Genomic DNA, 24,066 nt, shown 5'->3' on the forward strand with positions numbered 1-24,066 from the left:
CGGAGCGGGGTTTACGGCGTCCCCCGCAACCGGACCCACCCCGCCATCCCACCGAATGCCTGCTTCTGCTGTCGCTGTCGCTGTCGCTGTCGCTGTTGCTGTTGCTGTTGCTGTTGCCCTGGCATCGGCAGGTGCAGGGCGCAGCCCTGCCGAATCCCATTACACTCCAGAGAGATTTCCCTGCTGGAGAGAGCAATGAAGCGAGTAGCACTGGGCGTGCTGGCCCTGTCAGTGTCGAGCGCACTGATGGCCGCCACCCCGAAATTCGACGGCGCGCGGATCTCCGCCGACGTCAAGGAACTGGCCTCCGACGCCTACGAAGGCCGCTCGCCGGCCACCGCCGGCGAAGAGAAGACCATCGCCTTCCTCAGCAAGCAGTTCGCCGATGCCGGCCTACAGCCGGGCGGTGACCTCAAGGATGGCAAGCGCCTGTGGACCCAGGCCGTTCCGCTGCGCAAGGGCGACATCGTCGGCGCACCGCAGTTGGCATTGCACCAGGGCGGCAAGACCGTTGCGCTGGAGCAGGGCAAGCAGATCGCCGTGCGCGCCGCCATGAACGGCGCCAGCAACGTCGATATCAGCAAGGCGCCGCTGGTGTTCCTCGGCTACGGCGTGAAGGCCCCGGAGCGCAACTGGGACGACTTCAAGGGCGTGGACCTGAAGGGCAAGATCGCGGTCGTGCTGATCAACGATCCGGACTTCGAGACCGGCCAGGGCGACTTCGACGGCAAGGGCATGACCTACTACGGCCGTTGGACCTACAAGTACGAAGAAGGTGCCCGCCAGGGCGCGCTGGGCGTGCTGATCGTGCACGAGACCGCACCGGCGTCGTACGGCTGGGCCACCGTGGCCGGCTCCAACACCAACACCATGTTCGATGTGGTGCGCGACAACCCGGCGGAAAGCCACCCGCTGCTGGAAGGCTGGATCCAGCGCGACCTTGCCGTGGAGCTGTTCCGCTCGGCCGGGCAGGACTTCGAAGCGCTGAAGAAGAAGGCGCAGCAGCGCGACTTCACCCCGGTGCCGCTGACCGGCGCCAGTCTGGACGCGAAGTACGCGGTGAAGACCGAAGTGATCACCTCGCACAACGTGGCCGCACGCCTGGAAGGCAGCCGCCACCCGGACGAGACCATCGTCTACAGCGCGCACTGGGACCACATCGGCGTGGGCGAGCCGGACGCGCGCGGTGATCGCATCTTCAACGGTGCGCTGGACAATGCCAGCGGTACTGCCTCGCTGATCGAGCTGGCCCGTGGTTTCGCCAAGGCCAAGCGCCCGGAGAGGTCAGTGCTGTTCCTGGCAGTCACCGCCGAGGAAAAGGGCCTGCTGGGTTCGGAGTACTACGCCACCCATCCGCTGTACCCGCTGGAAAAGACCGTGGCGGTGATCAACATGGATGGCATGGCGCCGTTCGGTCCGTCGCGCGATTTCGGCATCTACGGCGCCGCGCGCTTCGAGCTGCTGGACCAGCTGAAGGACGTGGCCAAGGGCTGGGATATCCGCTACACGCCGGACCCGAAGCCGGAAGCGGGCCTGTTCTTCCGCTCCGATCACTTCCCGTTCGCCAAGCGTGGCGTGCCGGCACTGTCGTGGTCGGCCGGCCAGGACTGGGTGGACGGTGGCGTGGCTGCGGGCAAGAAGGCCTCGGAAGACTACACCGCCAAGCGCTACCACCAGCAGGGCGACGAATGGCAGCCGGACTGGGTGTTCGCCGGTGCCGCCCGCGACCTGGAAGTGCTGTACACGCTGGGCAACCAGCTGGCCAACTCCCGTGCCTGGCCGAACTGGAGCAAGGACGAGTCGTTCCGCGCCGTACGCGACGCCAGCGCCGACCAGCGCAAATAAGGGAATGCGGGGCGCGCTGCCCCGCCAGCCCTGGTAGCGCCGGGCCATGCCCGGCGTTGCACTGAAGGCTTCCATCCCCGCTTTCGGGCCCTTCGTCGCAGCCCGCTTGCTTGCCCGGCGGGCCGCCCTATGCTCGGCTCACCCCCTTCCTCCAAGGCGCCGCCGTGTTCGCCAGCCTTTCTCTCCTGTTACGTCATCTGCTGGCCTGGGCTGCGGCGCTGTTCGTCGCAGGCATGGTCTGGAGCGGCATCTTCAGTGGCATGAACGATGGCCCGGGCTGGATTTTCGGCCTGCTGGCGATGTTCCTGATCATTTCCGCGCTGGGCAGTGCCATCACCCATATCCGCCGGGTCTGGCTGGTGGCCGGTCGCCTGGATGCCACCACCTTGTCCGGGCGCCAGCGCCGCCAGATCGAACTGCCGATGGACGCCGGCCACGCGTTCTCGGTAGTGGAAGCGGCGATCGCCGAACTTCCCCGCGTGGAGGATGTGGAAAGCTCGGCCGGCAGCCTGCAGGTGCGCGCCTATGTTCGCCGCGTGGATCTCTGGAATGGGCGTCAGCCCTCGCGCTGGAACCTGCCGGCGCGGCTGGCGATCAAGCGCAACAGCGTGCTGGCCACGGTCACCCCGGGGCAGGGCACCAGCACCGCCACCCTACTGTTTGAACCGGATGCGGGCTGGTGGGCCGACCTGCTGGCGCTGGACGAGGGCAGCAACTTCGAGAACGCCGAAGCGGTCACCCGTGCGATCAGCCGCCGCGTGGCCGACCAGCGTCGCGATGAGCAGGCCGCCGCCGAACAGACCCAGGTGGAAAAGGAACTGTCGGTGGCGCGCTTGAATCTGCTGCACGCGCAGGTGGAACCGCACTTCCTGTACAACACGCTGGCCAACGCGCAGGTGCTGACCCGCACCGACCCGGCGCGTGCCGAACAGATGCTCGGCCACCTGATCCAGTACCTGCGCAGCTCGTTGCCGCAGGTGGACGAATCGGTGTCCACGCTGGGCGTGGAGCTGGAGCGCACCCGCGCCTACCTGGAGATTCTGCGTATCCGCATGGGCGCGCGGCTGGCGGTGGAAGTGCAGGTACCCAACGAACTGCATGGCGTGCACCTGCCGGCGATGGCGTTGCAGACACTGGTGGAAAACGCGATCAAGCACGGCCTGGAACCCAAGCCCGGCGGTGGCACGATCTGGATCCTCGCGCGTGGTTTCGATGACCACGTGACCGTGACCGTCGCCGACGACGGGCTCGGCTTCGGGCAGGGCACCAGCGGTACCGGCATCGGCCTGAAGAACCTGCGCGAGCGCCTGCGCCTGACCTGCGGTGAGCAGGCCGGTGTGGCGATCGTGGCCAATTTCCCCAGCGGCGTGGCCGCGACCATGACCCTGCCGCAGTCGCACAAGGAGCGCAGCCATGCCGCTTGAGGCACTGATCGCTGAAGACGAAGAACTGCTGCGGCAGTCGCTGGTGGAGCAACTTCGCCGGCTGTGGCCGGACCTGAAGCTGGTGGCCGAGTGCGAGGACGGCGCCAGCGCGCTGGAGCAGCTGGCCGAGAAGCAGCCGGACATCGCTTTCCTCGATATCCGCATGCCCGGTATCAGCGGCATCGAGGTCGCGCGCTCGCTGTCCGAGCTGAGTCCGCGCACCCAGGTGGTGTTCGTTACTGCCTACGACCAGTACGCCATCGATGCATTCGAGCAGGGCGCGATGGATTACCTGCTCAAGCCGGTAAGCGACGAGCGCCTGCTTGCCACCCGCGAACGCATCCTGTCGCGGCTGCCATCGACGCGGCAGGACGATGCCGTGCTGGAGCGCCTGCTGCAGCGGTTGGGCCCATCGCAGGGCACTGCAGAGCGACCGCCGCTGGCCTGGATCACCGCCAGCAACGGCCGCGAGACGCAGCTGATCATGCTGGAGGAGGTGGCCTACTTCCGCGCCGACAACAAGTACACCACCGTGGTCACTGCCGCCGGCGAGAGCCTGCTGCGCACGCCGTTGCGCGAACTGCTGGAAGTGCTCGACCCGCAGCATTTCCGCCAGATCCACCGCTCGACCATCGTCAACATGAAGGCCGTGGCGGCGGTCAGCCGCGACGATACCGGGCGGGGCGTGCTGCGCCTGCGTGGCCGAACGGAAACGCTGGTGGTCAGCCAACCGTTCATGAGCCTGTTCCGCGGCATGTAGCCGCAGCCGCATCCCCCCTGCACCGAGGAATGAACATGTCCCGTCTGCTGATTGCGTGCGTTGCCGTGCTGGCACTGGCCGGCTGCGAAAAATCCCGCAACACCTCGATCACCCGCACCCATGCCAACGGCGTGGACACGCTGTACAGCAAGAGTACGGTGGTCGACGGCGAGGCGCGCTTTCAGTGCATTGCCAGCAGCAGTGGCCACTGCCATTACCTGGTGCTGGACCCAGCGTGCAGCACCGATGCCGCGTGCACCACGCCGCCGCTGCGTCGGTTTGCGGTTGCGGCAGGCAAGACCGAGGCCATGCGTGGCCTGCCCGACGGCTTCCGCCAGTGCGTCAGCCAGGACCCGATAGAACACTGCCACCGCGAGTGATCACGGTGGCAGTGTGGATCCCCCCGCTTCGCTGAAGGGTCAGTAGGCAGGCTGCAGCGTCAGCTCGTGATGGTGTTCGGTTTCGCCGACGTGGTTCAGGCGTCCGACCAGCTCCGAGTGCTGCTTCATCCGCCCGATCTCGGTCATGATGCGGATGTCCTCGTGGCGCAGTTCGCGCTTGGTGGTGACCGCCTGCTTGTAGTCCAGCACTTCCGGGTAGTGCTCGGCCAGGTCCAGTGCCTCGGCCACGTGCTCCACGCTGTCGGCCTTGGAACTGATGCGGGCGCGGCTGTTGAAGGCCTTCATCCAGCGCTCGAAGCCGGCCTGCTGATCGAACATGTTGGCCATGAACCAGATCACGAACAGGATCGAGACCCATGAGCCGAACACGATCACCACGCGGGTGAAGGTGATATGGAAGTCATCGCGCCACAGGTAGTTGGCGATCAGGCCCAGGATCAGCAGAGAGGCTGCCTGCCAGCCGATGATCGATGCGATCAGCCACTGGCACTTGGCCTGGGCCAGCACCGCCACTTCATCGCGGATCTGCTGCTCGCTGAGATTGCGCCAGTGCGCCACCTGTTTGTCGAACGGGCTGCTGTAGAGCTCGTTGTCGCGAAGCAGAATTCCCAAACCCTTGAACAAGGCAATCATGGCTGGCTCCTTGTGGAACGTGCGTCGATCAGCATTGGACGGTGTGGCGGGTCCAGTTCTAGCACTTCCAGCGGGCGGTGCAACGGGGGCAATGCCAAGCGGCGCAAGGGTTTGCCCGGCGGGGGTGAAAATTGATGCATTGCATCATCGCGATCACAGCCTGCGACAGGATGTCGCAGGGTGAAACGTGCTGCGGCCGCACATGAAACGGTCGCTGAGCGTGGAGGCTCGCCGCCTGCGCCGTGATCGCCGAGAATCGGGGCCGACCGCGCAAGATGCGACCGTTCTTCCGACTTTCCTGGACCCGTGATGCCGGCTTTGCTGCAGCGACTCTACCGCCCCGTCACCGCGCCGATCCGGCGCTGGGTACTGGACGCCTTCCCGCGCGGCCAGAGTGGCATCGACTACGACCATCCGCAGGGCGACCCGGGTTGGTTCGGCCCGAACAGCGTCACCTGGCGGCTGCACGCCGAATTTCCCTCGATGCTCGCCGGTGGCCTGTGCGCGCTGATGCTGCAGACACTGCACCCACGCGCGCTGGCCGGGGTCTACGACCACTCCAATTTCCGCCAGGACCTGGTGGGACGCCTGCGCCGCACCACCGCCTTCGTTGCCGGCACCAGCTACGCGCCCACTGGCGAAGTGGAGGCGCTGGTGGCCAAGGTGCGCCGTATTCATGCACGGATCCGCGGCCAGACCGCGCAGGGCGAGCCCTACGCCGCCGACGATCCGCAGTTGCTGACCTGGGTGCACGTGACCGAAGCCTTCGGGTTCCTGCAGGGTTTCCGCCGCTATGGGCGCGAGGTGCCGGGGGACATCGCCGACCGCTACTACGATGAGTACCGCCGTGTGGCCGAGGCGCTGGGTGCAGTGGATGTGCCGTGCAGCGAAGCCGAGGTGGCGGCGTACTTCTGCGCGCGGCAACCGGAGCTGCGTGTGGACGAGCGCTCGCGTGAAGTGCTGGAGGTGTTGTCCGGCGTGCGCCTGCCGGTACCGGTGCCGGGGCTGTCGCGCGAGGTGTTGCTCGGTGCGGGCGCGGCGCTGCTGCCGGACTGGGCCGAAGGCATGCTTGCACGCAGTGGCCGTCAGCGCGCCCAGGCTGCGGCGTCTGCGAAGCTGATGCAGGGCATGGCGCCGCTGTTCCGCCGTGCGCTGCCCGACGGCCTCGCCAGCCGCGCCTGTGCACGCATGGGCGCGCCGGTGGAGATCCTGCGCGAGTGGCCCGCGGTTGCCTGGTAGGTGCCAACCTTGGTTGGCACGCTTTTCGCGGTGCCGCGGAAGCGCCAACCAAGGTTGGCAGCTACCCGCAAGTGAAACGGGCGCCTTGCGGCGCCCGTTCCGGTTACATCACCACACCTTGACCCGCTTGTCCGGGGCCAGGTACAGCTTCTGGCCTTCCTTTACTTCGAACGCCGGATACCAGGCGTCGATGTTGCGCACGGTGAGTGCGCGGAACTGGCCTGGCGCATGCACATCGGTCAGCAGCGAGTTGCGCAGCGCCTGCTCGCGGCTCTTGCTGCGCCACGCCTGGGCGAAGCCGAGGAAGAAGCGCTGGTCCGGCGTGAAGCCTTCCAGGGTCTGGCCCGGCTTGCCCTGCAGCGACAGCTGGTAGGCATCGTAGGCAGTGCCCAGGCCGGCCACGTCGGCGATGTTCTCGCCCAAGGTCAGCTTGCCGTTCACATGCACGCCCGGGAACGGCTCGTAGCTGCTGAACTGCGCGGCCAGCGCATCGCCGGCGGCGTTGAACTGCTTCAGGTCCTCGGCGGTCCACCAGTTGTGCAGCTTGCCGGTTTCATCGAACAGTGCGCCCGCGTTGTCGAAACCGTGGCTGATCTCGTGGCCGATCACGGCGCCGATCGCACCATAGTTCACGGCGTCGTCGGCGGCGCCGTCGAAGAACGGCGGCTGCAGGATCGCGGCCGGGAACACCAGGCGGTTTTCCAGCGGCACATTCATCGCGTTGATGGTCTGCGGCAGCATCGCCCACTCGCCGTGGTCGACCGGCTTGCCCAGCTTGGCGATGTTGCGCTGGTACTCGAACAGCTCGGCGCGCTGTGCATTGCCCAGCGGGTCATCACGGCGGATCTCAAGGCCGGTGTAGTCGCGCCACTTTTCCGGATAGCCCATGCCCACGGTCAGGCCGGCCACCTTCGCCTTGGCGCTCGCCTTGGTCTGCGGCGACATCCACGCCAGCGCGTCGATGCGCTTGGCGAAGGCGGCAATGATGTTCTTGGCCATCTCGTCCGCGCGTTCCTTGGTCTTCGCGTCGAAGTGCTTTTCGACGTAACGCTTGCCGATCGCTTCGCCCACTGCGTGGTTGGCGTCGTCCACCGCGCGCTTCCAGCGATCGCTCTGCTGCGGGGTGCCGCTCAGCGCGGTGCCGTGGAAGGCGAAGCGGGCATCGGCGAATTTCTTCGGCAGGTAGGCGGCGGCACGGTCCAGCGCGTGGAAGGCCAGGTAGTCCTTCCACACCTCCAGTGGCTCGGTGGCGACCAGCCTGGACAGGCCGGCCACGGCCTTGGGCTGCCAGACGATGAAGTCCTGCTGCTTGCCCAGCGCGGCCGCGTCGAGGAAGGCGTTCCAGTCCATGCCGGGCGCCTTGGCATTGAAGTCGGCCTGGGTCCAGGGATTGGCACCCTTGGTCACATCATTGGTTTCTTCCTGGGTGGCATGTGCCTGCGCGATCTTCGTCTCCAGCGCGAGAATGCGTTGTGCCTTGCCGGCCGGATCGGCGACGCCGGCCAGCTGCAGCATCTGTGCGATGTAGGCCTGGTACTGCTTGCGCAGTTCGGCCATGCGGCCGCCGCCCAGGTAGAAATCGCGGTCGGGCATGCCCAGGCCGCCCTGCACCAGGTAGGGCGCATTGCGGTCCGGCTGCAGCAGGTCCACCGACACCCACAGGCCGAACAGGCGGTCGGTGTAGAAGTTGGTCGCATTGAGCAGGTCGACGTCGGCGCGCACATCGCCGCCCAAGGCACGTGCCAGGCCGGCCTTGTCGGCGATGGCATCGATCGCCTTCAGCTGCGGCTCCACGGGTGCAACGCCGCGCTGCTCGATGCCGGCCTCGTCCATGTAAGCGGCGTAGTAATCGCCGATCAGCTTGTCGTCACCGCTGGCCTGGGTGTTGCCGGCGGCCCCTTCGAGAATGGCGCGGGTGTCGGCCAGGGTCTTCTCGGCAATGACGTTGAAGCTGCCGAAGCGCGACCGGTCGGCCGGAATCTCGGTGTTCTTGACCCAGGTGCCGTTGGCGAAGCCAAAGAAGTCATCGCCGGCGGCAATGCTGCGGTCCATGCCGCTGGCATCGAAGCCGAAGCTGCCCAGCATCGGCTTGGCCGCAGCGGGGGTGGCATCGGCCGGCGCGGTGGCCGTGGCGGCCGGCTCGGCCGGGCGGTCACAGGCGGCCAGGGACAGGCTGGCAACGATGGCCAGCGCCAGGGTGGGACGGCGCAGCTTGGACATGGACTTCTCTTGCGGCGGAAAACGCCAAGTCTAATCTGCGCCGGCCCGCCTGGCGGCCCTGTGCTGCGTCCTGTGCTGTGCAGGATCTGGCTGAACACGTGGAACCGACCTTCACGCCGTGAGCGACGTGGTGCATGCTGGACCCTGGAACCCTGCGCGGACACGGGGAGGTGGCCATGCGGGGGCGGGTCAGGCGTCAAGAATGGCGTCCACCGGCCGTTGAGGTCGGGGACGTGGAGGATTCGTTCGCGCATGAAGCCAGCCGACTGCACAAGGAACACCCGCCGATGCCCGCGCTGAAACGCGCGTTGGCCCGGCCGCTGCGCGCCATTACCTGGGGCGGAGTGCTGCTGGGCGTGCTGCTGGTCACCGGGCTGACCCTCATGCTGGTCAATGACTACCACCGCCGTCTGGAAGCGGCGCAGCGCCAGAGCCGCGCGCTGGCGGTGGGCAGCGAGCGCCTGCTGGCGCTGGAACTGCGCAACCTGGAGCGGGCCATGTCCGGCATCGCCGCCGACGCCGCAGAGCTGTTCCGCAGCGTGCCGGCGCAGGCGCCGGCCCTGCTGGATGCATCCATCGGCGGGGTGCTGGGCCGGCATGCCGAACTGCACAGCATCGCCGTGCTCGACCGCCATGGCCGACCGCTGACGGCCGGCGAGGGCGACCTGCAGCTGCCGCTGTGGACCGACCCGCAGCGTCGTGGCCAGGGCAGCGCGCTGTACATCGGCCCGCCGCAGCGGGCCAGCGATGGCGGTTGGGTGGTCCCGCTGGCGCTGCCGATGGCCGGCGAACGCTGGCTGCTGGCACGGCTGCGCTGCGGCGAACTGCAGCGCATCGTCGGTGGCCTCGACGTCGGCCCCAAGGGACTGGTCTCGATCAGCGATGCCGAAGGCTACATGCTGGCCCGCGTGCCTGACCCGCATGGCACGGTGGGCCACCGCTATGACCTGCCACGCCGTGACCTGCTCGGCACGCAGGCAGTGGTCGAGCTGGGCAGCATGCCGGGCGTGGTGGATGGCGTACCGCGCATCCTCACCATCAGCACGCTCGAACGCAGTCCGCTGGCGGTGCAGGTGGGCCTGGCCGACGAAGACGTGCTGGCACCGTGGTGGCCCTACCTGCAGGCATCGGTGGCAATCGTACTGGCCTACATCGTGGTGCTGCTGGTGCTGCTGTATGCGGTGCGCCGAACCACCCGCAGCCAGCAGTCGATGGCCGAAGAGCTGAAGGCCGGCCACGCCGAGCTGCGCCTTGCGCACCAGGTCGGGCGTGTCTGCACCTGGTACGTGGACGAGGATGCCGCGCTGCTGCGCTGGTCACCCCTGGCGCGCGAGATCTTCGGCGTGCAGACCGATGCCCTGCCGGTGGCCGACTTCTTCGCACGCGTGCATCGCGACGACGCCGCACGCCTGCAGCAGGCCTTCGACCAGGCCTTCGCCGGCGGCGCGGTGCTCGACCAGGTGTTCCGCCTGGTGCTGCCCGGAGGCGAGGTGCGCTGGGTCGGGGCACGTGGGCAGCGGGTGGAAGTGGCCGACAGCGAGCGGCGCATGATCGGTGCGCTGACCGACCTGAGCGAACGCTATCAGGCGCGCGAGCAGATGAGCGAAGTGGAACGCCGCTTCCGCCTGCTGTTCGACCGCAATCCGGCGCCGTTCTGGGTATTCGACCCGGACACGCTGCGCTTCATCGAGGTCAACGATGCCGCCGTGCGCCAGTACGGCTACAGCCGCGACGAGTTCCTGGCGATGAGCATCCTCGACATCCGCCCGCGCGAGGGCTGGGACGAGGTGCGTGGTGCCATCCAGCGCGCACAGGTGGGCGATCCTCCGGACGCGACCGTGCGCCTGCATCGGCGCAAGGACGGCAGCGTGTTCGAGGTGCGCGCACACCTGTCCAAACTCGATTTCGACGGACAGCCCGCGTGCCTGGTGCTGGCCGAGGATGTGAGCGAACGGTTGGCCTACGAGCGCGACCTGGCCTACCAGGCACGGCACAACCCGGCCACCGGACTGCTCAATGTGCGCGCCCTGACCGAACAGCTGGATGGGCAGGGCGAGGGCTATACCATCGCCTTCGTGCAGCTGCGCGGCCTGCAGCTGGTGGCCGATACGCTTGGCCGCGAGATCGGCGATGCGGTACTGCAGTCGATGGCGACCCGGCTCGGGGGCCTGGGCGCGCGCTATGGCACGCTGGCGTTCCAGCCGGCCGAAGATTTCGTCTTGGCCATTGGTGCCGGGCACGATCCCCAGCGCGTGCTGGACGACCTGCTGCAGATCGTCTCGGCGCCGATGCGCGGCAAGGACTCGCTGCACCAGTTCGAGCCGCGCATCGGCGTGGCCGTGCACATCGCCGGTGACGGGCACACGGCCGAGCAGGTGATCGGTATGGCCGCGCAGGCCGCGCATGCGGCGCGCGCCGAGGGCAACGTGGTGGTCTGGTTCGACGCGGCGGTGACCACGCGCCTGGCCGACCGCCTGCGCCTGGCCGGGCGCATCCATGCCGCCATCGACAACGAGTTCCAGCTGTACTTCCAGCCGATCCGGCATGCCGGTGATGGCAGCCCGGCCGCGCTGGAGGCCCTGCTGCGCTGGCCGCAGGCCGATGGCAGCTTCATCCCGCCCAACGAGTTCATCCAGCTGTGCGAGGACACCGGATTGATCCTGGCGCTGGGCCGCTGGGTGATCCGCGCCGCGGCAAAGGCGCAGCGCCGGCTGGTCGAGGCCGGTTGGGGTGAGCTGCCGATCGCGGTCAACGTGTCTGCGGTGCAGTTCTTCAACAGCGATCTGGTGGCCGAGTTCACCCGCGCCCAGCAGGAATTCGGCCTGGCCCGCGGTGCGCTGCACGTGGAGCTGACCGAGAGCAGCCTGATGCGCAAGCCGGCGCAGGCGATGCAGACCATGCAGCGCCTGCATGAGCAGGGCATCAGCGTGTCGCTGGATGATTTCGGCACCGGCTATTCCAGCATGTCCTACCTGCAGCACCTGCCGCTGGACATCCTGAAGATCGACCGCAGCTTCGTGGCGGACGTGGAAACCAATCCACGCAACGCCTCGATCTGTCGCGCGCTGCTGTCGCTGGGCCACAGCATGGGCCTGACCATCATTGCCGAAGGCGTGGAAACACCGGGGCAGCTGGACTGGCTGGCCGCGCACGGCTGTGACCAGGTGCAGGGTTACCTGCTGGGGCGGCCGGCACCGCTGGAGCGGATCATCGACGCGTTGGATGAAGTCCCCGCCTGATCGGGTTCGTATTGGCCGGCCAGCGGCCTGCACTACCCGGCCGAAGCATGACGGTAGTGCCGGCCGCAGGCCGGCAAGCACCAGGTTCGGCTACACCCCGGCTTCGACCAGATGGTCGATGAAACTGCGCACCTTCGGTGCCAGGTGGCTGCGGCTGGTATAGACCGCGAAGATGCCGATTGGGGCGGCCTCCCATTCGGGCAGCACGCGCACCAGCCGGCCATCGGCCAACGCGTCTTCCAGCAGGAAATCCGGCTGCAGGATCACGCCCATGCCGGCAATCGCCGCTTCGCGCAGCACGTCGCCGTTGTTGGCGTGCAGCAGGCTGTTCACCGCGACCTTTACTTCGCCTGCGGGCCCCTGCAACGGCCAGTGGTCGCCAGCGGCCCAGTAGCTGTAGCCCAGGCACGCGTGCGCCTGCAGGTCCTGCGGGGTCTGCGGGGCGCCGCGTGCGGCCAGGTAGGCCGGCGCGGCGCACAGGCTCACCCGCGATTCGCCCAGGCGACGTGCGATCAGCGTGGGACCGGGCTCGCGGGTGATGCGGATGGCCACGTCGTAGCCTTCCTCGACCATGTCCACCAGCCGGTCGGACAGCGCCAGGTCCAGCTCCACCTGCGGGAAGCGCTGGCGATAACTGGCCAGCAGCGGGCCGAGGCGGGCAATGCCCCAGCTCACCGGTGAGTTGATGCGCAGCGTGCCCGAAGGCTCCAGCGCCTGCGCGCCGATACTGGCCTCCAGCGCGTCGAATTCGGCCAGCAGGCGCACGCACTGGGCGTAGTAGGCGGCGCCGGCACTGGTCGGGCTGACCCGCCGCGTGGTGCGATGGAGCAGGCGGGTGGACAGGCGCTTTTCCAGCGCGGCGACCTGGCGGGTAACGCCGGCGGTGGACATGTCCAGGGCCTGGGCGGCGGCGCTGAAGCCGTTGCGCTCGACCACCGCCACGAACACGCGCATCGCCTCGAGGGTGTCCATTGTTGCGCCTTCTGAAATAAATACGGTCAATCGATCGTATTTATCGGCCCGTGAAGGCGCAATAACCTGAGCCCACTCCCTTCAAGGTGCTTTCCGATGCACGCCACGACCGCTCCTGTTTCGCCGCTGGCCCCGTATGGCGCCGCCCTGCTGCGCCTGGCCCTGGGCGTGCTGTTCCTGGTCCATGCGCTGACCAAGCTGCTGGTATTCACCCCGGCCGGCACGGCAGCGTTCTTCGAGTCGCTGGGCCTGCCCGGCGTGCTCGGCTACCTCACCATCGGCGTCGAGCTGGTGATCACTGTCGCGCTGCTGCTGGGCATCTATGCGCGCTGGGTGGGCCTGGTCGGCGTGCCGCTGCTGCTGGGCACCATCGTCACCGTGCACGGCGCCAACGGCTTCGGTTTCGCCAATGCCGGCGGCGGCTGGGAATACCCGGCGTTCTGGGCGCTGGCGCTGGTGGTGCTGTTCCTGGTCGGCGATGGCAAGTGGACCCTGCGTTCGCGCTGATCGCCGCCTGATCCTGCAACTGGAGAATTCCATGTCCCGCCTGCCTTCGCTGTACATCTCCCATGGTTCGCCGATGACTGCCCTGCATCCGGGCCAGGTTGGTGTGCGCCTGGCCGAGCTGGCGCGCGACCTGCCCACGCCGCGCGCCATCGTGATGGCCTCGGCGCACTGGCTGGGCCGGCAGCCGCTGGTCGGGGCGCATCCGCAGCCGCCAACCATCCACGATTTCGGCGGCTTCCCGCGCGCGCTGTTCGAACTGCAGTACCCGGCGCCGGGTGACCCGGCACTGGCCGAAGAAGTGGCCGGCCGCATCGCCGCCGCAGGACTGCCAGTGGCCATCGACCCGCAGCGTGGCCTCGACCACGGCGCGTGGGTACCGCTGCGGCTGTTGCGCCCGCAGGCCGACATCCCGGTGGTGCCGGTGTCGATCCAGCCGCTGCTCGGCCCCGAGCATCAGTTCGCGCTGGGCCGTGCGCTGGCGCCGCTGCGCGAACAGGGCGTGCTGCTGGTCGGCTCCGGCAGCATCACCCACAACCTGCACGACTGGGGCGACTACCAGGACGGCAAGGAAGCGCCGTACGTGCGGCCCTTCATCGAATGGGTGGAGCAGCGCCTGGCCGCCGCTGACCGCCAGGCCCTGCTGGATTACCGCCGGCAGGCGCCGTTCGCCGAACGCGCGCACCCGACCGACGAGCACCTGCTGCCGCTGTTCTTTGCAATGGGCGCGGCCGGCGAGGGCGGTTTCGGTGCGCGTCGCATCGATGCCGGTATCGATGCCGGCTTCCTCGCCATGGATCTGTACCGCTTCGACGGGGCATGAGCCGGGGCTGACGCGCGGCGGCCCCGGCCGTCGCGGCCATGGCCGCATGTGGTAGTTTTTTCCGGGTTTCCGGCGCTGGCCTCCAAGCCTCCCCACGCGCCGCTTCCTGGAAGAAGCATGCATACCATTGAAGTCGTCCTGGCGATGCTGGTGGCCGTTGTCGCCAGCGGCTACCTGGTTCGCGTCCTGCCGTTCTCGTTGCCGCTGCCGCTGGTGCAGATCGGCCTGGGTGCGGTCATCGCCGGGGTGTTCAACCGTGGCCACGCGCTGGAGCCGGAAGTGTTCTTCCTGCTGTTCCTGCCGCCACTGCTGTTCCTCGATGGCTGGCGCATCCCCAAGCAGGGCCTGTTCCGCGACAAGGGCGCGATCCTCGAGCTGGCGTTCGGCCTGGTGGTGTTCACCGTCATCGGCGCAGGCTTCCTGATCCACTGGCTGATTCCGGTGATGCCGCTGGCGGTGTGCTTCGCGCTGGCGGCGATCGTGTCGCCGACCGATCCTGTGGCAGTGGGTGCGATCGCCTCCAAGGCGCCGATTCCCAAGCGCCTGATGCACATCCTGGAAGGCGAGTCGCTGCTCAACGATGCATCGGGCCTGGTCTGCTTCCGCTTCGCGGTGGCTGCGGTGATGACTGGCACGTTCTCGCTGGCCACGGCCTCGCTGACCTTCGTGTGGGTGGCCGTGGCCGGCCTTGCGGTGGGCGTGGCGGTCACCCTTGGTGTGTCGACCTTCCAGCGCTGGCTGTGGCGCCGCTTCGGCGAGGAGCCGGGCGCGGCGATGCTGGTCAACCTGCTCATTCCGTTCGCGGCCTACCTGCTGGCCGAAGAGATCCACGCCTCCGGCATCCTCGCCGCGGTCGCCGCCGGTATCGCGATGAGCTACGTCGAGCTGACCGGCCGCGTCTCCGGCAGCATGCGCGTGCAGCGTGCCGGGGTCTGGAACATGCTGCAGTTCAGCTTCAACGGCATCATGTTCGTGCTGCTGGGCGAGCAGCTGCCCGGTATTGTCGAACGTGCCACCACCACCATGAACGAGACCGGCCACCAGAGCGCGTGGTGGCTGCTGGTGTACGTAGTGGTGATCAACCTGGCGCTGGTGGTGCTGCGCCTGCTGTGGGTGTGGCTGTCGCTGCGCTGGAACCTGCTGCGCGCGCGCCGCCGCGGACTGGAGCGGGGCGAAGCGCCGAACTGGCGCATCGTGGTGGCGACCTCGGTGGCCGGCGTGCGTGGTGCGATCACCCTGGCCGGCGTGTTGACCCTGCCGCTGTTCCTGCCTGATGGCAGTGCGTTCCCGGCACGTGACCTGGTGATCTTCCTGGCCGCCTCGGTGATCCTGTTCTCGCTGCTCGGCGCCAGCATCGCGCTGCCGCAGCTGCTGAAGGGCCTGCAGCTGCCGGCCGATTCGGGTGAACGCAAGGAAGAGGACCTGGCGCGCCGCCTGTCGTCGAAGGCGGCGCTGGCCGGGGTCGAGCGCATGCGCCAGCAGCTGGTGATGAACCAGAACACCGAGAACGTGCAGCTGTACAACGATGCCGCCTCGCGGGTGAGCCTGCTGTACCAGCGGCACCTGGAGAAGGACAACGACGGGCCCGACGTAGACCCGGAGAAGGTGCGGCGCATGGAGCTGGGCTACCGCCAGCTGCGCAGCGCCGGCCTCAACGCCGAGCGCGAGGAACTGTTCCGGCTGACCCGGCGCGGGGTGATCTCCGACGAGATCTCGCGGCGCCTGATCCGCAACCTGGACCTGCTGGAATCGCGCAAGCGCGAATGATGCCTGGGACCGGGCGTTGCTGACGCTGACGCGGATTCCGCCCTGGCATGTAGAGCCGAGCCCATGCTCGGCTACGCTTGCTTCAGGCGTCATGAACCCGGAACGAAAAGCAGCCGAGCACAGGCTCGGCTCTACATGCCGGTGCTGGTTATTCCGGTTTCTGGTCCAGGAAATACACCTCGACCTTGCCCTTGACCTTGATCGTCATCGGGTTGCCGCGGCGGTCACGGGCCTTGCCGGCCTGCACGCGGATCCAGCCTTCGCTGACCGAGTATTCCTCGACGTTGTCGCGCTCGATGTCGTTGAAACGCACGCCAACGCCGCGCTCCAGCGCCTGCGCATCATGGAAGGGGCTGGCCGGGTTGATCGCCAGGTGGTCGGGAGGGGTATCGCTCATCGCTTCATTCACAGTGACGGCCACCAAGGCCGGCTTCAGCGGCACAGGATAAACCGTAGAATGCCGACCTGCCCCAGAGGACGTTCCGCCATGCCCGACAACAGCGACTATTTCGACTTCGAGGAAGACATCCACGACTTCGACGAGGAGGGCTTCGAGGCGCGGGTCTGGAACCTGCTGGTGCTGATCAACCCGGGTGACGAAGAGTTGGCCCTGCAGCAGTTCAACCGCTGGCGCGAGCACCTGGCCGAGGACGGTCAGCCGCTGGAAGCGGACAGCGACTGGCTGCCGGCGCTGTTCACCGCCATCGCCTGGCAGTCCGGTTTCGATGTGGAGCGTGAGGACCTGGAGTCGCTTCAGTCGGCGGTGAACGAGCTTTCGGCGCGCTTCAACCTGCAGCTGGACTGGGGTGGCGACCTGGACGACGAGGACTTTGCCGAAGGCCTGGACGGCGTGCAGCTGATGGCCACCGCCTTCGACCGCCTGCGCGAGCACAACTACACGCTGTGGAGCGTGGATGCCGGCAGTGATGGCTTTACCGGGGTGATGGCGCTGACCCGCGACGATGACGCGATGCTTGCGCTGTGCTCGCTGCTGAACGTGGAAATCCGGCTGGGCAGCGACCCGTTCTGATCGGGCCTGTAGAGCCGAGCCCACGCTCGGCTGCATTTCGCGTAGAGCAGCCGAGCATCGGCTCGGCACTACAGGAGGCACACGGCAGCCGAGCCTACGGCCGGTACTGCGCCCGGGCGTTGGCAATCACCGCCTTGACCAGCTCGCGGTCGGTGTGCCGTGAGATCGCCCGGGCGCCGAGCGCGATGGCCTGTGCGCGCAGCCCGGCAGTGACATCGTAGTGGGCGCCGCTGGCCTTGTTCTGGAAGGCGCGCGGGGGAATGCCGAGCTGCGCGGCCATTGCGTGCAGCTCGGCCAGGGTGTCGGCCATCAGGTGCGCCCAGCGCTGTCCGCGCCAGGGATGCACCGCGTCATCGACGTAGACCGTCACCGCCGCGGCCGGTTCAGGCCTGCGGCTTGCTGTCGCTGTCAGCGGCCGGGGCGGCCTCGGCGTCGGCAGCAGCTTCAACCACATCGCCTTCGGCGGCTTCTTCGCCTTCTTCGGCTTCCACGGTCTCGAACTCGGACACCAGCTTGTCCAGGTATTCGTCGGCGGTCTGCTCGGATTCGGCCGCCAGGGTGTCCAGCAGCTTCTGCAGCAGTTCGGAGTACTCCAGGTTGACCTTGCGGCCTTCCTTCTCCTGCACGTTGGCCAGGTGCTTGAGCATGGCCAGCATCGGCACCGGGTTCTCGGCGTTGCCCATGGTCTGGCCGCCGATGGCCAGCAGCCACTCACGGCCCTGCAGGCCGATGGCCGCCACCACCTGGCCGTCTTCGTTGGTCAGCACGGCATGGTTCTGCACCTGCTGCTGCGCGTTCAGGCGGAGGAACGGGCGCTTGCCCTGCTGCTTCTTGCGCTTGTCGCGCTTGGCCTTGGAGTTCTGGGACATGGGGGTGAGATCACCTGGAAACGGAAAGACCGCCATTGTAGCGGGTGCGGCGTGGTGCGCTCGCCCGGCATGGCCCTGTGGATTCGGACCAAGGCGCGCACCCACAGCTTATTCCGCTTGCCCCTGCGCGGCCTGCACGTCCGGGTCGGCGGTGGGCGCCGACAGCCCCACCTGGGGGCCGGCACCCGCCAGCGCTGCCTCCTCGGCGGCCTTGGTCATCACCACGATGCTGATGCGGCGGTTGATCGGGTTCTGCGGGTCGGCCTTGTCGAACAGCACCGATGAAGACAGGCCGACCACGCGGGTGATCTTGCTGTCCTCCAGGCCGCCGTCCACCAGTGCACGGCGTGCAGCGTTGGCGCGGTCGGCGCTCAGTTCCCAGTTGCCGTAGCCGCGTGCGGCCGAATAGGCGGTGATGTCGGTGTGGCCGGTCAGGCTGATCCGGTTCGGCACGTGGTTCAGGTAGTTGGCCAGCTCGTGCAGGATCTGTTGCGTGTACGGCTTCAGCGTAGCGCTGCCGAGGTCGAACATCGGCCGGTTCTGCTTGTCCACGATCTGGATGCGCAGGCCTTCCGGAGTCAGGTCCAGCAGCAGCTGGTCCTTGAAGGGTTCCAGTGCCTGGCTCCGGCTGATCGCTTCCTGCAGCTCCTTCATCAGTGCTTCCAGCTGCTGCTTGTCGCGCTGCTGCTGGTCCACCGGTTGCGGCACTGCTTCCTTCTGGTTCTGGAAGGGATCGTTGCTGCTGCCCCGCGAGATGTCGGTGGCGCCGCCCAGCTTGATCATCGATGTGCTGGCGCCGCCCGGGCCGGCCATGCCGGGTGCCGGCGTGGCACTCTGCCCGCTCAGCGGGCTCGGGTTGCGGAAGTACTCGGAAATGGCCGCACGGTCGTTCTTGTTGGTGGTGGCCATCAGCCACAGCACCAGGAAGAAGGCCATCATCGCGGTCACGAAGTCGGCATAGGCCACCTTCCACGACCCTCCGTGGTGAGCGGCGTGGCCGGCCTTCCTGACCCGGCGGACGATGACGGTGGGCTTGTTCTCGGCCATGGCTTACTTGACCGTCTTCAGGTGCTGCTCGAAATCGGAGAAGGCCGGGCGCACGTTCGACGGCAGCGTCTTGCGGGCGAATTCCAGCGCGATCTTCGGGTTGTAGCCGCGCAGGCAGGCAAGCAGGGCGGTCTTGACCGATTCGTAGATGCGGCTGTCCTGCTCGGCGCGCGCTTCCATGGCGGCGGCCATCGGGCCGACGAAGCCATAGCCCAGCAGGATGCCGAGGAAGGTGCCGACCAGCGCACCGGCCACGTGGCCGCCGACCTCGACGATGTCGCCGCCGATCGAACCCATGGTGATGACGATGCCCAGCACCGCAGCCACGATGCCGAAACCGGGCAGTCCGTCGGCGACCTTGGTCAGCACCTGCGACGGTGCCATGGCCTCGGCGTGGTGCTTCTCCAGTTCCAGCTCCAGCAGCGGCTCGAGCTCGTGCGGCTCGATGTTGCTGCCGATCATCAGGCGCAGGCAGTCGGTGATGAAGTCGATCAGGTGGTGGTCGGCCTGCACCTTGGGGTAGTTGGCGAACAGGGCGCTCTCGGCCGGGCGTTCGACATGGTCTTCCAGTGCCATGAAGCCTTCGCGGCGCGCCTTGTTGAGCAGTTCATAGAGCAGGCTGAGGACATCGATGTAATCCTGCTGCTTGTAGCGCGGGCCCTTGAACACGCCGACCATGGCCTGCAGGGTCTGCTTGACCGTCTTGGCCGGGGTACCGACCAGGAACGCGCCGAGCGCGGCGCCGCCGATGATGACCAGCTCGTAGGGCTGCCAGAGGGCACCCAGGCGGCCGTGGGCACCGAGGTAGCCCCCGATCACGCTGATGATGACGACCAGGAATCCGACGATGATGAGCATGGGGCGACGCAGGGAGAGGGGATATCTCCTTGTCGGCCCGTCGCCCGGGTTTCTGAAGAGGGAATTCTGTGAAATCGGTCAGCGGGGTGCTTCAGCCGGCCACACCGGCTTCGGCGCCGCCACGCTGCAGCGGATCGGGCCAGGGCTCGCCATTGCCGACGAAGGAAAGTGAGACAGAGTTCAGGCAGTGGCGCTCGTAGGTGGGCGGCGGACCGTCGGGGAACACGTGGCCCAGATGGCTGCCGCAGCGCGCGCAGGTGATCTCGGTGCGGACCATGCCGTGGCTGGTATCGCGGATCTCGCGCACATGCGCCGGGTCGAACGGGGCGAAGAAGCTGGGCCAGCCGGTGCCGGAATCGAACTTGGTGCTGGAGCGGAACAGCGGCAGCGCGCACAGCCGGCAGCAGTAGACGCCCTCGCGCTTGTTGTCGAGGAACACGCCGCAGAACGGCGCTTCGGTGCCGTGCTGCAACAGCACGCGGCGTTCCTCGCTGCTGAGGCCGGCGACCAGCGCCTCGGTCTGGGTGGCAGTGGGGGGCGTCAGATCGAAGGCGGTCATGGCGGCGCTCCGTGGGGTCGATGGCCTGGGGATGCCGGAAAACGTGGGGGTGCCGGCGCGCGCTTGCAAGTGTGATGGCCGTTCATGGGTGGCACACGGGTGCGGGAGCAAGGTGGGTGTCATAGACGCCGGAGCGTGCCATGAAGCCGACCCTTCCCCTGCTGTTGATCGCCCTGTTGCCGGCACTGGCGCTGGCCCAGGTGCCCACCCCCGACCCCACGGCCACCCGCAGCGCGACCACCGTGGCGCCGCAGCCGGTGGCGCCACCGCCACAGGCGGCCCGGCCGCAGCCGCAGTTGCTGCCTACGCCGCAACCGGCGCAGCCGATCAAGTCCACCGGTCCGGCCCAGGTCGCGCCGCCGCCAGCACCGAGGCCGGCCGACAAGGTCTACGACCGCAACGGCCGCATCGTGCCCGGCGTGCGCCCGGCCGGCCCGAACCGCGTGTTCGACTCGCGCACCGGCCGCTACTACGACAGCGTGCCGGCCGGCGATGGCCAGCAGATCAAGCGCTGAACCCTGGTGCCACCAAGGTTGGCTGCTGGCTGGCGCTGAGCGGGCTGAACGCGCGAAAACAGCGTCCAGCCGATCACTGCTTTTTCGCCTGCGATTAACCGTTCCGGGGCCACCGTGGCTCTGCGCCGGCATCCCGCCGCCGCATGTCCTTCGTCCACTGGATCGCGACCATGAAAAACCAGCAGAACCGTCATCCCGGCAAGGAACCGCAGGGCCGCAACCCGCAGCAGCAACAGCAGCAACAGCAGATGGAGCTGCAGCAGCACAAGGGCGGCAGGCAGCAGGAACAGCGCCCGCATAAGCATCCGCAGCAGCGCTGACTGTCGCCATGATCGGGGTCAGAGCCCGCTGTACGGGATCTGGCCCCACCCAGCAGCAGCCTCAGTCCGGAATCGGCAGGCTCAGTGTTTCCTTCACTTCTTCCATCACGATGTAGCTCTTCGACTCACGTACATGCGGCAGTGTCAGCAGCGTGCTGCCGAGCAGCTTGCGGTAGGAGGCCATCTCGCTGATCCGCGCCTTCAGCAGGTAATCGAAGTCGCCCGATACAAGATGGCATTCCAGTACGTTGGGGAGCTTCAGCGCGGCGCGCCGGAACTCCTCGAAGATGTCGCCGGATTTGTACGCCAGGCTGATCTCCACGAACACCAGCAGGCTCGCTTTAACTGCGGCCGGGTCGAGGTGGGCGTGGTAGCCGGTGATCACCCCTTCGCGCTCCAGCCGGCGCACGCGCTCGGTGCACGGGGTGGTCGACAGGCCCACCCGCTCGCCCAGTTCGGTGAAGGAGATGCGGCCCTCGGCCTGCAGGATGCGCAGGATCTTGCGGTCGATCTTGTCCAGTTCGCGGATCCGGGTGGCCATGACCGTCAACCTTCGGGAGTGAATTGAAGTGGAACATCCTGCCGGTTGATTTCAAAACAGGCAAATCAACTGGGAATGGCTGTCTATACTTCCCCAATTATGGTCCCTGTGCGCTCCAGTGCAGGGAATGATCGGGTTGGAGAAGTCCCATGCGAGTCCTAGTTCTCGGCAGCGGCGTGATCGGTACCACCAGTGCCTGGTATCTGCGACAGGCCGGGTTTGAAGTCACGGTCATCGACCGCCAACCCGGCCCGGCGCTGGAAACCAGCTTCGCCAATGCCGGCCAGCTGTCGTTCGGCTACACCTCGCCGTGGGCGGCCCCGGGCGTGCCGAAGAAGGCTATCGGCTGGCTGTTCGAGAAGCACGCGCCGCTGGCGATCCGCCCGGGCATGGACCTGGCCCAGTACCGCTGGCTGTGGCAGATGCTGCGCAACTGCACCCACGAGCGTTATGCGATCAACAAGGCGCGCATGGTGCGCATGTCCGAGTACAGCCGCGACTGCCTGAACGAGCTGCGCGCGCAGATCGGCATCGAATTCGAAGGCCGCGACCTTGGCACCACCCAGCTGTTCCGCACCCAGCAGCAGCTGGATGCTTCGGCGCAGGACATCGAGATCCTGGCCCAGTACGGCGTGCCGTACGAGGTGCTGGACCGCGCCGGCATCATCCAGGCCGAACCGGCCCTGGCCCATGTCGATGGCCTGGTCGGCGCGCTGCGCCTGCCGCGTGACCAGACCGGCGACTGCCAGTTGTTCACCCGCCGGCTGTCGCAGTTGTGCATGGATGCCGGCGTTGAATTCCGTTTCGACCAGGACATCACCGGCCTGGAGTTCGATGGCGACCGCATCACCGGCGTGCGCATCGACGGCAAGCTGGAAACCGCCGACCGCTTCGTGGTCGCGCTTGGCAGCTACTCGCCAGCGCTGGTCGCACCGCTGGGGATGCGCCTGCCGGTGTACCCGCTGAAGGGCTATTCGCTGACCCTGCCGATCACCGACCCGGCGATGGCACCGACCTCGACCATCCTCGATGAGAGCTACAAGGTGGCGGTGACCCGCTTCGACGACCGCATCCGTGTCGGTGGCATGGCCGAAGTGGCCGGCTTCGACCTGTCGCTGTCGCAGCGCCGCCGCGAGACCCTGGAACTTGTGGTCAGGGATCTCTATCCGAAGGGCGGCGACCTGTCGCGCGCGCAGTTCTGGACCGGCCTGCGCCCGGCTACGCCGGACGGTACGCCGGTGATCGGCGCCACGCCGTTCCGCAACCTGTACCTCAACACCGGACACGGCACGCTGGGCTGGACCATGGCCTGCGGCTCGGGCCGCTACCTGGCCGACCTGATGAGCGCGCGACAGCCGCAGATCAGCACCGAAGGCCTGGATATTTTCCGCTACGGCCAGTACGGTCACGCGCCGCAACAAGAGAACCGCACATGCGTCCTGCCCGCGCGCTGATCGATCTGGGCGCCCTGCGCAGCAATTACCGCCTCGCCCGTGAACTGGGCGGTGGCAAGGCGCTGGCGATCATCAAGGCCGATGCCTATGGGCATGGCGCGGTGCGCTGTGCGCAGGCGCTGGAAGGCGAGGCCGATGGCTTCGGCGTGGCCACCATCGAAGAGGCATTGGAGCTGCGCCAGGCCGGCATCCGTGCGCCGATCCTGCTGCTGGAAGGCATCTTCGAGCCGAGCGACATGACGCTGGTGGCCGAGCATGACTTCTGGTTCGCCGTCGGTTCACCGTGGCAAGTGGAGGCACTGGCGGCGTTCGACAGCCCGCGCCCGTTGACGGTGTGGCTGAAGCTGGACAGCGGCATGCACCGCCTCGGCCTGGACGTGGACAGCTTCCGCGCGGCGCACGCGCGCCTGTCGGCGCTGCCGCACGTCGAACGCGTCGTGCTGATGACCCACCTGGCGCGTGCCGACGAGCTGGACAGCGAACGCACCCACGAACAGGCGGCGACCTTCGCCCGCGCCATTGATGGACTGGCAGGCGAGACCAGCGTGTGCAACTCGCCTGCGCTGCTGGGCTGGCCGGATGTGCGCAGTGATTGGGTGCGCCCGGGCCTGATGCTGTACGGCGCCAACCCGCTGCCGGACAACACCGTGTTGACCGAGCGGCTGCGCCCGGTGATGACGATGCAGTCGAAGGTGATCGCCGAGCGCTGGATCGAAGCCGGTGAACCGGTGGGGTATGGCGCGCGTTTCGTGGCCAAGGCGCGCACCCGCGTGGGTGTGGTTGCACTCGGCTATGCCGACGGTTATCCGCAGTTCGCTCCAAACGGCACGCCGGTGCTGATCGATGGCCAGCCCGGTGCGCTGATCGGGCGCGTGTCGATGGACATGCTGACGGTGGACCTGACCGCGCATGCGCAGGCCGGCATCGGCAGCGTGGTGGAACTGTGGGGTTCTGCGCCGACCCTGTCGGAGCTGGCGCCGCGCTGTGGCGTGAGCGCCTACCAGCTGCCGTGCGCGGTCAAGCGCGTGGCGAAGGTGTACGTGTAG

The 24,066-nt window shown here is 67.5% G+C and carries 24 protein-coding genes; 14 read left to right on the forward strand and 10 right to left on the reverse strand.

What is annotated here, in order from left to right; translation table 11 throughout:
- Positions 1–195 precede the first annotated feature (195 nt).
- From VG543_RS15160 to VG543_RS15175, 4 genes are all read left to right on the forward strand, one after another.
- Positions 196–1,845 (forward strand): M28 family metallopeptidase, encoded by a 1,650-nt coding sequence (locus VG543_RS15160; protein ID WP_308305301.1) that lies wholly within the window; start codon positions 196–198, stop codon positions 1,843–1,845.
- Positions 1,846–2,009: 164 nt separating this feature from the next.
- Positions 2,010–3,269 (forward strand): sensor histidine kinase, encoded by a 1,260-nt coding sequence (locus VG543_RS15165; protein ID WP_423178666.1) that lies wholly within the window; start codon positions 2,010–2,012, stop codon positions 3,267–3,269.
- Positions 3,259–4,029, forward strand: coding sequence for a LytR/AlgR family response regulator transcription factor (locus VG543_RS15170; protein ID WP_021204366.1), 771 nt, complete (start codon positions 3,259–3,261; stop codon positions 4,027–4,029). Before VG543_RS15165 ends, VG543_RS15170 begins: the two co-directional genes overlap by 11 nt.
- A gap of 35 nt (positions 4,030–4,064) precedes the next feature.
- Entirely contained in the window at positions 4,065–4,409 is a 345-nt protein-coding gene (locus VG543_RS15175; RefSeq protein ID WP_031270794.1) for a hypothetical protein, read from the forward strand.
- Between the two features lie 39 nt (positions 4,410–4,448).
- Here the strand turns inward: VG543_RS15175 and VG543_RS15180 are convergent, their stop codons facing one another.
- On the reverse strand, positions 4,449–5,063 hold the full coding sequence (locus tag VG543_RS15180) for a hypothetical protein (protein WP_021204368.1): 615 nt from the start codon (positions 5,061–5,063) through the stop codon (positions 4,449–4,451).
- Between the two features lie 309 nt (positions 5,064–5,372).
- On the opposite strand from VG543_RS15180, the gene VG543_RS15185 reads away from it, so the two are divergent.
- Positions 5,373–6,302: an oxygenase MpaB family protein gene (locus tag VG543_RS15185; protein WP_423178665.1), complete on the forward strand. Its 930-nt coding sequence runs from the start codon at positions 5,373–5,375 to the stop codon at positions 6,300–6,302.
- A 108-nt stretch (positions 6,303–6,410) separates the two neighbouring features.
- On the opposite strand, the gene VG543_RS15190 is transcribed toward VG543_RS15185, so the two are convergent.
- Positions 6,411–8,522, reverse strand: coding sequence for a M13 family metallopeptidase (locus VG543_RS15190; protein WP_423178664.1), 2,112 nt, complete (start codon positions 8,520–8,522; stop codon positions 6,411–6,413).
- A gap of 176 nt (positions 8,523–8,698) precedes the next feature.
- Between VG543_RS15190 and VG543_RS15195 the strand changes: the two genes are divergently transcribed.
- The gene (locus VG543_RS15195) at positions 8,699–11,761 is read left to right on the forward strand and encodes an EAL domain-containing protein (protein WP_164144258.1); all 3,063 of its coding nucleotides are present in this window, start codon (positions 8,699–8,701) and stop codon (positions 11,759–11,761) included.
- Between the two features lie 90 nt (positions 11,762–11,851).
- Here VG543_RS15195 and VG543_RS15200 read toward each other — a convergent pair whose 3' ends face one another.
- A complete protein-coding gene (locus tag VG543_RS15200; RefSeq protein ID WP_423178663.1) occupies positions 11,852–12,733 on the reverse strand; it encodes a LysR family transcriptional regulator in 882 nt (293 codons plus the stop codon).
- A gap of 96 nt (positions 12,734–12,829) precedes the next feature.
- Here VG543_RS15200 and VG543_RS15205 point away from each other — a divergent pair, with 96 nt between their 5' ends.
- The 3 genes from VG543_RS15205 to VG543_RS15215 all read left to right on the forward strand — a co-directional run bounded on the left by VG543_RS15205 (position 12,830) and on the right by VG543_RS15215 (position 15,827).
- Positions 12,830–13,240 carry a DoxX family protein gene (locus tag VG543_RS15205; protein WP_423178662.1) on the forward strand — a complete coding sequence of 137 codons (411 nt, stop codon included), beginning with the start codon at positions 12,830–12,832 and terminating at the stop codon, positions 13,238–13,240.
- A gap of 31 nt (positions 13,241–13,271) precedes the next feature.
- Entirely contained in the window at positions 13,272–14,060 is a 789-nt protein-coding gene (locus VG543_RS15210; RefSeq protein ID WP_423178661.1) for a dioxygenase, read from the forward strand.
- Between the two features lie 117 nt (positions 14,061–14,177).
- Positions 14,178–15,827 carry a Na+/H+ antiporter gene (locus VG543_RS15215; protein ID WP_019660908.1) on the forward strand — a complete coding sequence of 550 codons (1,650 nt, stop codon included), beginning with the start codon at positions 14,178–14,180 and terminating at the stop codon, positions 15,825–15,827.
- Between the two features lie 148 nt (positions 15,828–15,975).
- Here the strand turns inward: VG543_RS15215 and VG543_RS15220 are convergent, their stop codons facing one another.
- Positions 15,976–16,224, reverse strand: coding sequence for a DUF3297 family protein (locus VG543_RS15220; protein ID WP_026347120.1), 249 nt, complete (start codon positions 16,222–16,224; stop codon positions 15,976–15,978).
- A 90-nt stretch (positions 16,225–16,314) separates the two neighbouring features.
- On the opposite strand from VG543_RS15220, the gene VG543_RS15225 reads away from it, so the two are divergent.
- Positions 16,315–16,857, forward strand: coding sequence for a DUF6630 family protein (locus tag VG543_RS15225; RefSeq protein WP_019660910.1), 543 nt, complete (start codon positions 16,315–16,317; stop codon positions 16,855–16,857).
- Positions 16,858–16,951: 94 nt separating this feature from the next.
- On the opposite strand, the gene VG543_RS15230 is transcribed toward VG543_RS15225, so the two are convergent.
- From VG543_RS15230 to msrB, 5 genes are all read right to left on the reverse strand, one after another.
- On the reverse strand, positions 16,952–17,227 hold the full coding sequence (locus VG543_RS15230) for a DUF4031 domain-containing protein (RefSeq protein ID WP_019660911.1): 276 nt from the start codon (positions 17,225–17,227) through the stop codon (positions 16,952–16,954).
- A 13-nt stretch (positions 17,228–17,240) separates the two neighbouring features.
- A complete protein-coding gene (locus VG543_RS15235) occupies positions 17,241–17,726 on the reverse strand; it encodes a hypothetical protein (RefSeq protein WP_058980702.1) in 486 nt (161 codons plus the stop codon).
- A 108-nt stretch (positions 17,727–17,834) separates the two neighbouring features.
- Complete coding sequence (motB, locus tag VG543_RS15240) at positions 17,835–18,773, reverse strand: flagellar motor protein MotB (protein WP_019660913.1); 939 nt, start codon at positions 18,771–18,773, stop codon at positions 17,835–17,837.
- 3 nt (positions 18,774–18,776) lie between these two features.
- Positions 18,777–19,631 carry a flagellar motor stator protein MotA gene (motA, locus tag VG543_RS15245; RefSeq protein ID WP_014645799.1) on the reverse strand — a complete coding sequence of 285 codons (855 nt, stop codon included), beginning with the start codon at positions 19,629–19,631 and terminating at the stop codon, positions 18,777–18,779.
- A gap of 91 nt (positions 19,632–19,722) precedes the next feature.
- Positions 19,723–20,190, reverse strand: coding sequence for a peptide-methionine (R)-S-oxide reductase MsrB (msrB, locus tag VG543_RS15250; RefSeq protein WP_021204375.1), 468 nt, complete (start codon positions 20,188–20,190; stop codon positions 19,723–19,725).
- Between the two features lie 140 nt (positions 20,191–20,330).
- On the opposite strand from msrB, the gene VG543_RS15255 reads away from it, so the two are divergent.
- Positions 20,331–20,705, forward strand: a complete 375-nt coding sequence (locus VG543_RS15255; protein ID WP_111178403.1) for a classical arabinogalactan protein 4 — start codon at positions 20,331–20,333, stop codon at positions 20,703–20,705.
- Between the two features lie 143 nt (positions 20,706–20,848).
- Positions 20,849–21,025 (forward strand): lana protein, encoded by a 177-nt coding sequence (locus VG543_RS15260; protein ID WP_423178660.1) that lies wholly within the window; start codon positions 20,849–20,851, stop codon positions 21,023–21,025.
- Positions 21,026–21,086: 61 nt separating this feature from the next.
- Here the strand turns inward: VG543_RS15260 and VG543_RS15265 are convergent, their stop codons facing one another.
- Positions 21,087–21,566, reverse strand: coding sequence for a winged helix-turn-helix transcriptional regulator (locus tag VG543_RS15265; protein ID WP_019660918.1), 480 nt, complete (start codon positions 21,564–21,566; stop codon positions 21,087–21,089).
- Between the two features lie 149 nt (positions 21,567–21,715).
- On the opposite strand from VG543_RS15265, the gene VG543_RS15270 reads away from it, so the two are divergent.
- Positions 21,716–23,020 carry a D-amino acid dehydrogenase gene (locus tag VG543_RS15270; protein WP_134731092.1) on the forward strand — a complete coding sequence of 435 codons (1,305 nt, stop codon included), beginning with the start codon at positions 21,716–21,718 and terminating at the stop codon, positions 23,018–23,020.
- Positions 22,999–24,066 carry an alanine racemase gene (alr, locus tag VG543_RS15275; RefSeq protein ID WP_019660920.1) on the forward strand — a complete coding sequence of 356 codons (1,068 nt, stop codon included), beginning with the start codon at positions 22,999–23,001 and terminating at the stop codon, positions 24,064–24,066. The genes VG543_RS15270 and alr overlap by 22 nt, the downstream gene beginning before the upstream one ends.

The organism is Stenotrophomonas sp. CASM101 (assembly GCF_049384845.1).
GTDB lineage: Bacteria > Pseudomonadota > Gammaproteobacteria > Xanthomonadales > Xanthomonadaceae > Stenotrophomonas > Stenotrophomonas hibiscicola.

What these genes read in the sequence shown, in the direction of transcription:
- VG543_RS15160 (WP_308305301.1), top strand. Translation starts at nt 196, where the DNA reads ATGAAGCGAGTAGCACTGGGCGTGCTGGCCCTGTCAGTGTCGAGCGCA.
- VG543_RS15170 (WP_021204366.1), top strand. Translation starts at nt 3,259, where the DNA reads ATGCCGCTTGAGGCACTGATCGCTGAAGACGAAGAACTGCTGCGGCAG.
- VG543_RS15175 (WP_031270794.1), top strand. Translation starts at nt 4,065, where the DNA reads ATGTCCCGTCTGCTGATTGCGTGCGTTGCCGTGCTGGCACTGGCCGGC.
- VG543_RS15180 (WP_021204368.1), bottom strand. Translation starts at nt 5,063, where the DNA reads ATGATTGCCTTGTTCAAGGGTTTGGGAATTCTGCTTCGCGACAACGAG.
- VG543_RS15185 (WP_423178665.1), top strand. Translation starts at nt 5,373, where the DNA reads ATGCCGGCTTTGCTGCAGCGACTCTACCGCCCCGTCACCGCGCCGATC.
- VG543_RS15190 (WP_423178664.1), bottom strand. Translation starts at nt 8,522, where the DNA reads ATGTCCAAGCTGCGCCGTCCCACCCTGGCGCTGGCCATCGTTGCCAGC.
- VG543_RS15195 (WP_164144258.1), top strand. Translation starts at nt 8,699, where the DNA reads ATGCGGGGGCGGGTCAGGCGTCAAGAATGGCGTCCACCGGCCGTTGAG.
- VG543_RS15200 (WP_423178663.1), bottom strand. Translation starts at nt 12,733, where the DNA reads ATGGACACCCTCGAGGCGATGCGCGTGTTCGTGGCGGTGGTCGAGCGC.
- VG543_RS15205 (WP_423178662.1), top strand. Translation starts at nt 12,830, where the DNA reads ATGCACGCCACGACCGCTCCTGTTTCGCCGCTGGCCCCGTATGGCGCC.
- VG543_RS15210 (WP_423178661.1), top strand. Translation starts at nt 13,272, where the DNA reads ATGTCCCGCCTGCCTTCGCTGTACATCTCCCATGGTTCGCCGATGACT.
- VG543_RS15215 (WP_019660908.1), top strand. Translation starts at nt 14,178, where the DNA reads ATGCATACCATTGAAGTCGTCCTGGCGATGCTGGTGGCCGTTGTCGCC.
- VG543_RS15220 (WP_026347120.1), bottom strand. Translation starts at nt 16,224, where the DNA reads ATGAGCGATACCCCTCCCGACCACCTGGCGATCAACCCGGCCAGCCCC.
- VG543_RS15225 (WP_019660910.1), top strand. Translation starts at nt 16,315, where the DNA reads ATGCCCGACAACAGCGACTATTTCGACTTCGAGGAAGACATCCACGAC.
- VG543_RS15235 (WP_058980702.1), bottom strand. Translation starts at nt 17,726, where the DNA reads ATGTCCCAGAACTCCAAGGCCAAGCGCGACAAGCGCAAGAAGCAGCAG.
- motB (WP_019660913.1), bottom strand. Translation starts at nt 18,773, where the DNA reads ATGGCCGAGAACAAGCCCACCGTCATCGTCCGCCGGGTCAGGAAGGCC.
- motA (WP_014645799.1), bottom strand. Translation starts at nt 19,631, where the DNA reads ATGCTCATCATCGTCGGATTCCTGGTCGTCATCATCAGCGTGATCGGG.
- msrB (WP_021204375.1), bottom strand. Translation starts at nt 20,190, where the DNA reads ATGACCGCCTTCGATCTGACGCCCCCCACTGCCACCCAGACCGAGGCG.
- VG543_RS15255 (WP_111178403.1), top strand. Translation starts at nt 20,331, where the DNA reads ATGAAGCCGACCCTTCCCCTGCTGTTGATCGCCCTGTTGCCGGCACTG.
- VG543_RS15260 (WP_423178660.1), top strand. Translation starts at nt 20,849, where the DNA reads ATGTCCTTCGTCCACTGGATCGCGACCATGAAAAACCAGCAGAACCGT.
- VG543_RS15265 (WP_019660918.1), bottom strand. Translation starts at nt 21,566, where the DNA reads ATGGCCACCCGGATCCGCGAACTGGACAAGATCGACCGCAAGATCCTG.
- VG543_RS15270 (WP_134731092.1), top strand. Translation starts at nt 21,716, where the DNA reads ATGCGAGTCCTAGTTCTCGGCAGCGGCGTGATCGGTACCACCAGTGCC.
- alr (WP_019660920.1), top strand. Translation starts at nt 22,999, where the DNA reads ATGCGTCCTGCCCGCGCGCTGATCGATCTGGGCGCCCTGCGCAGCAAT.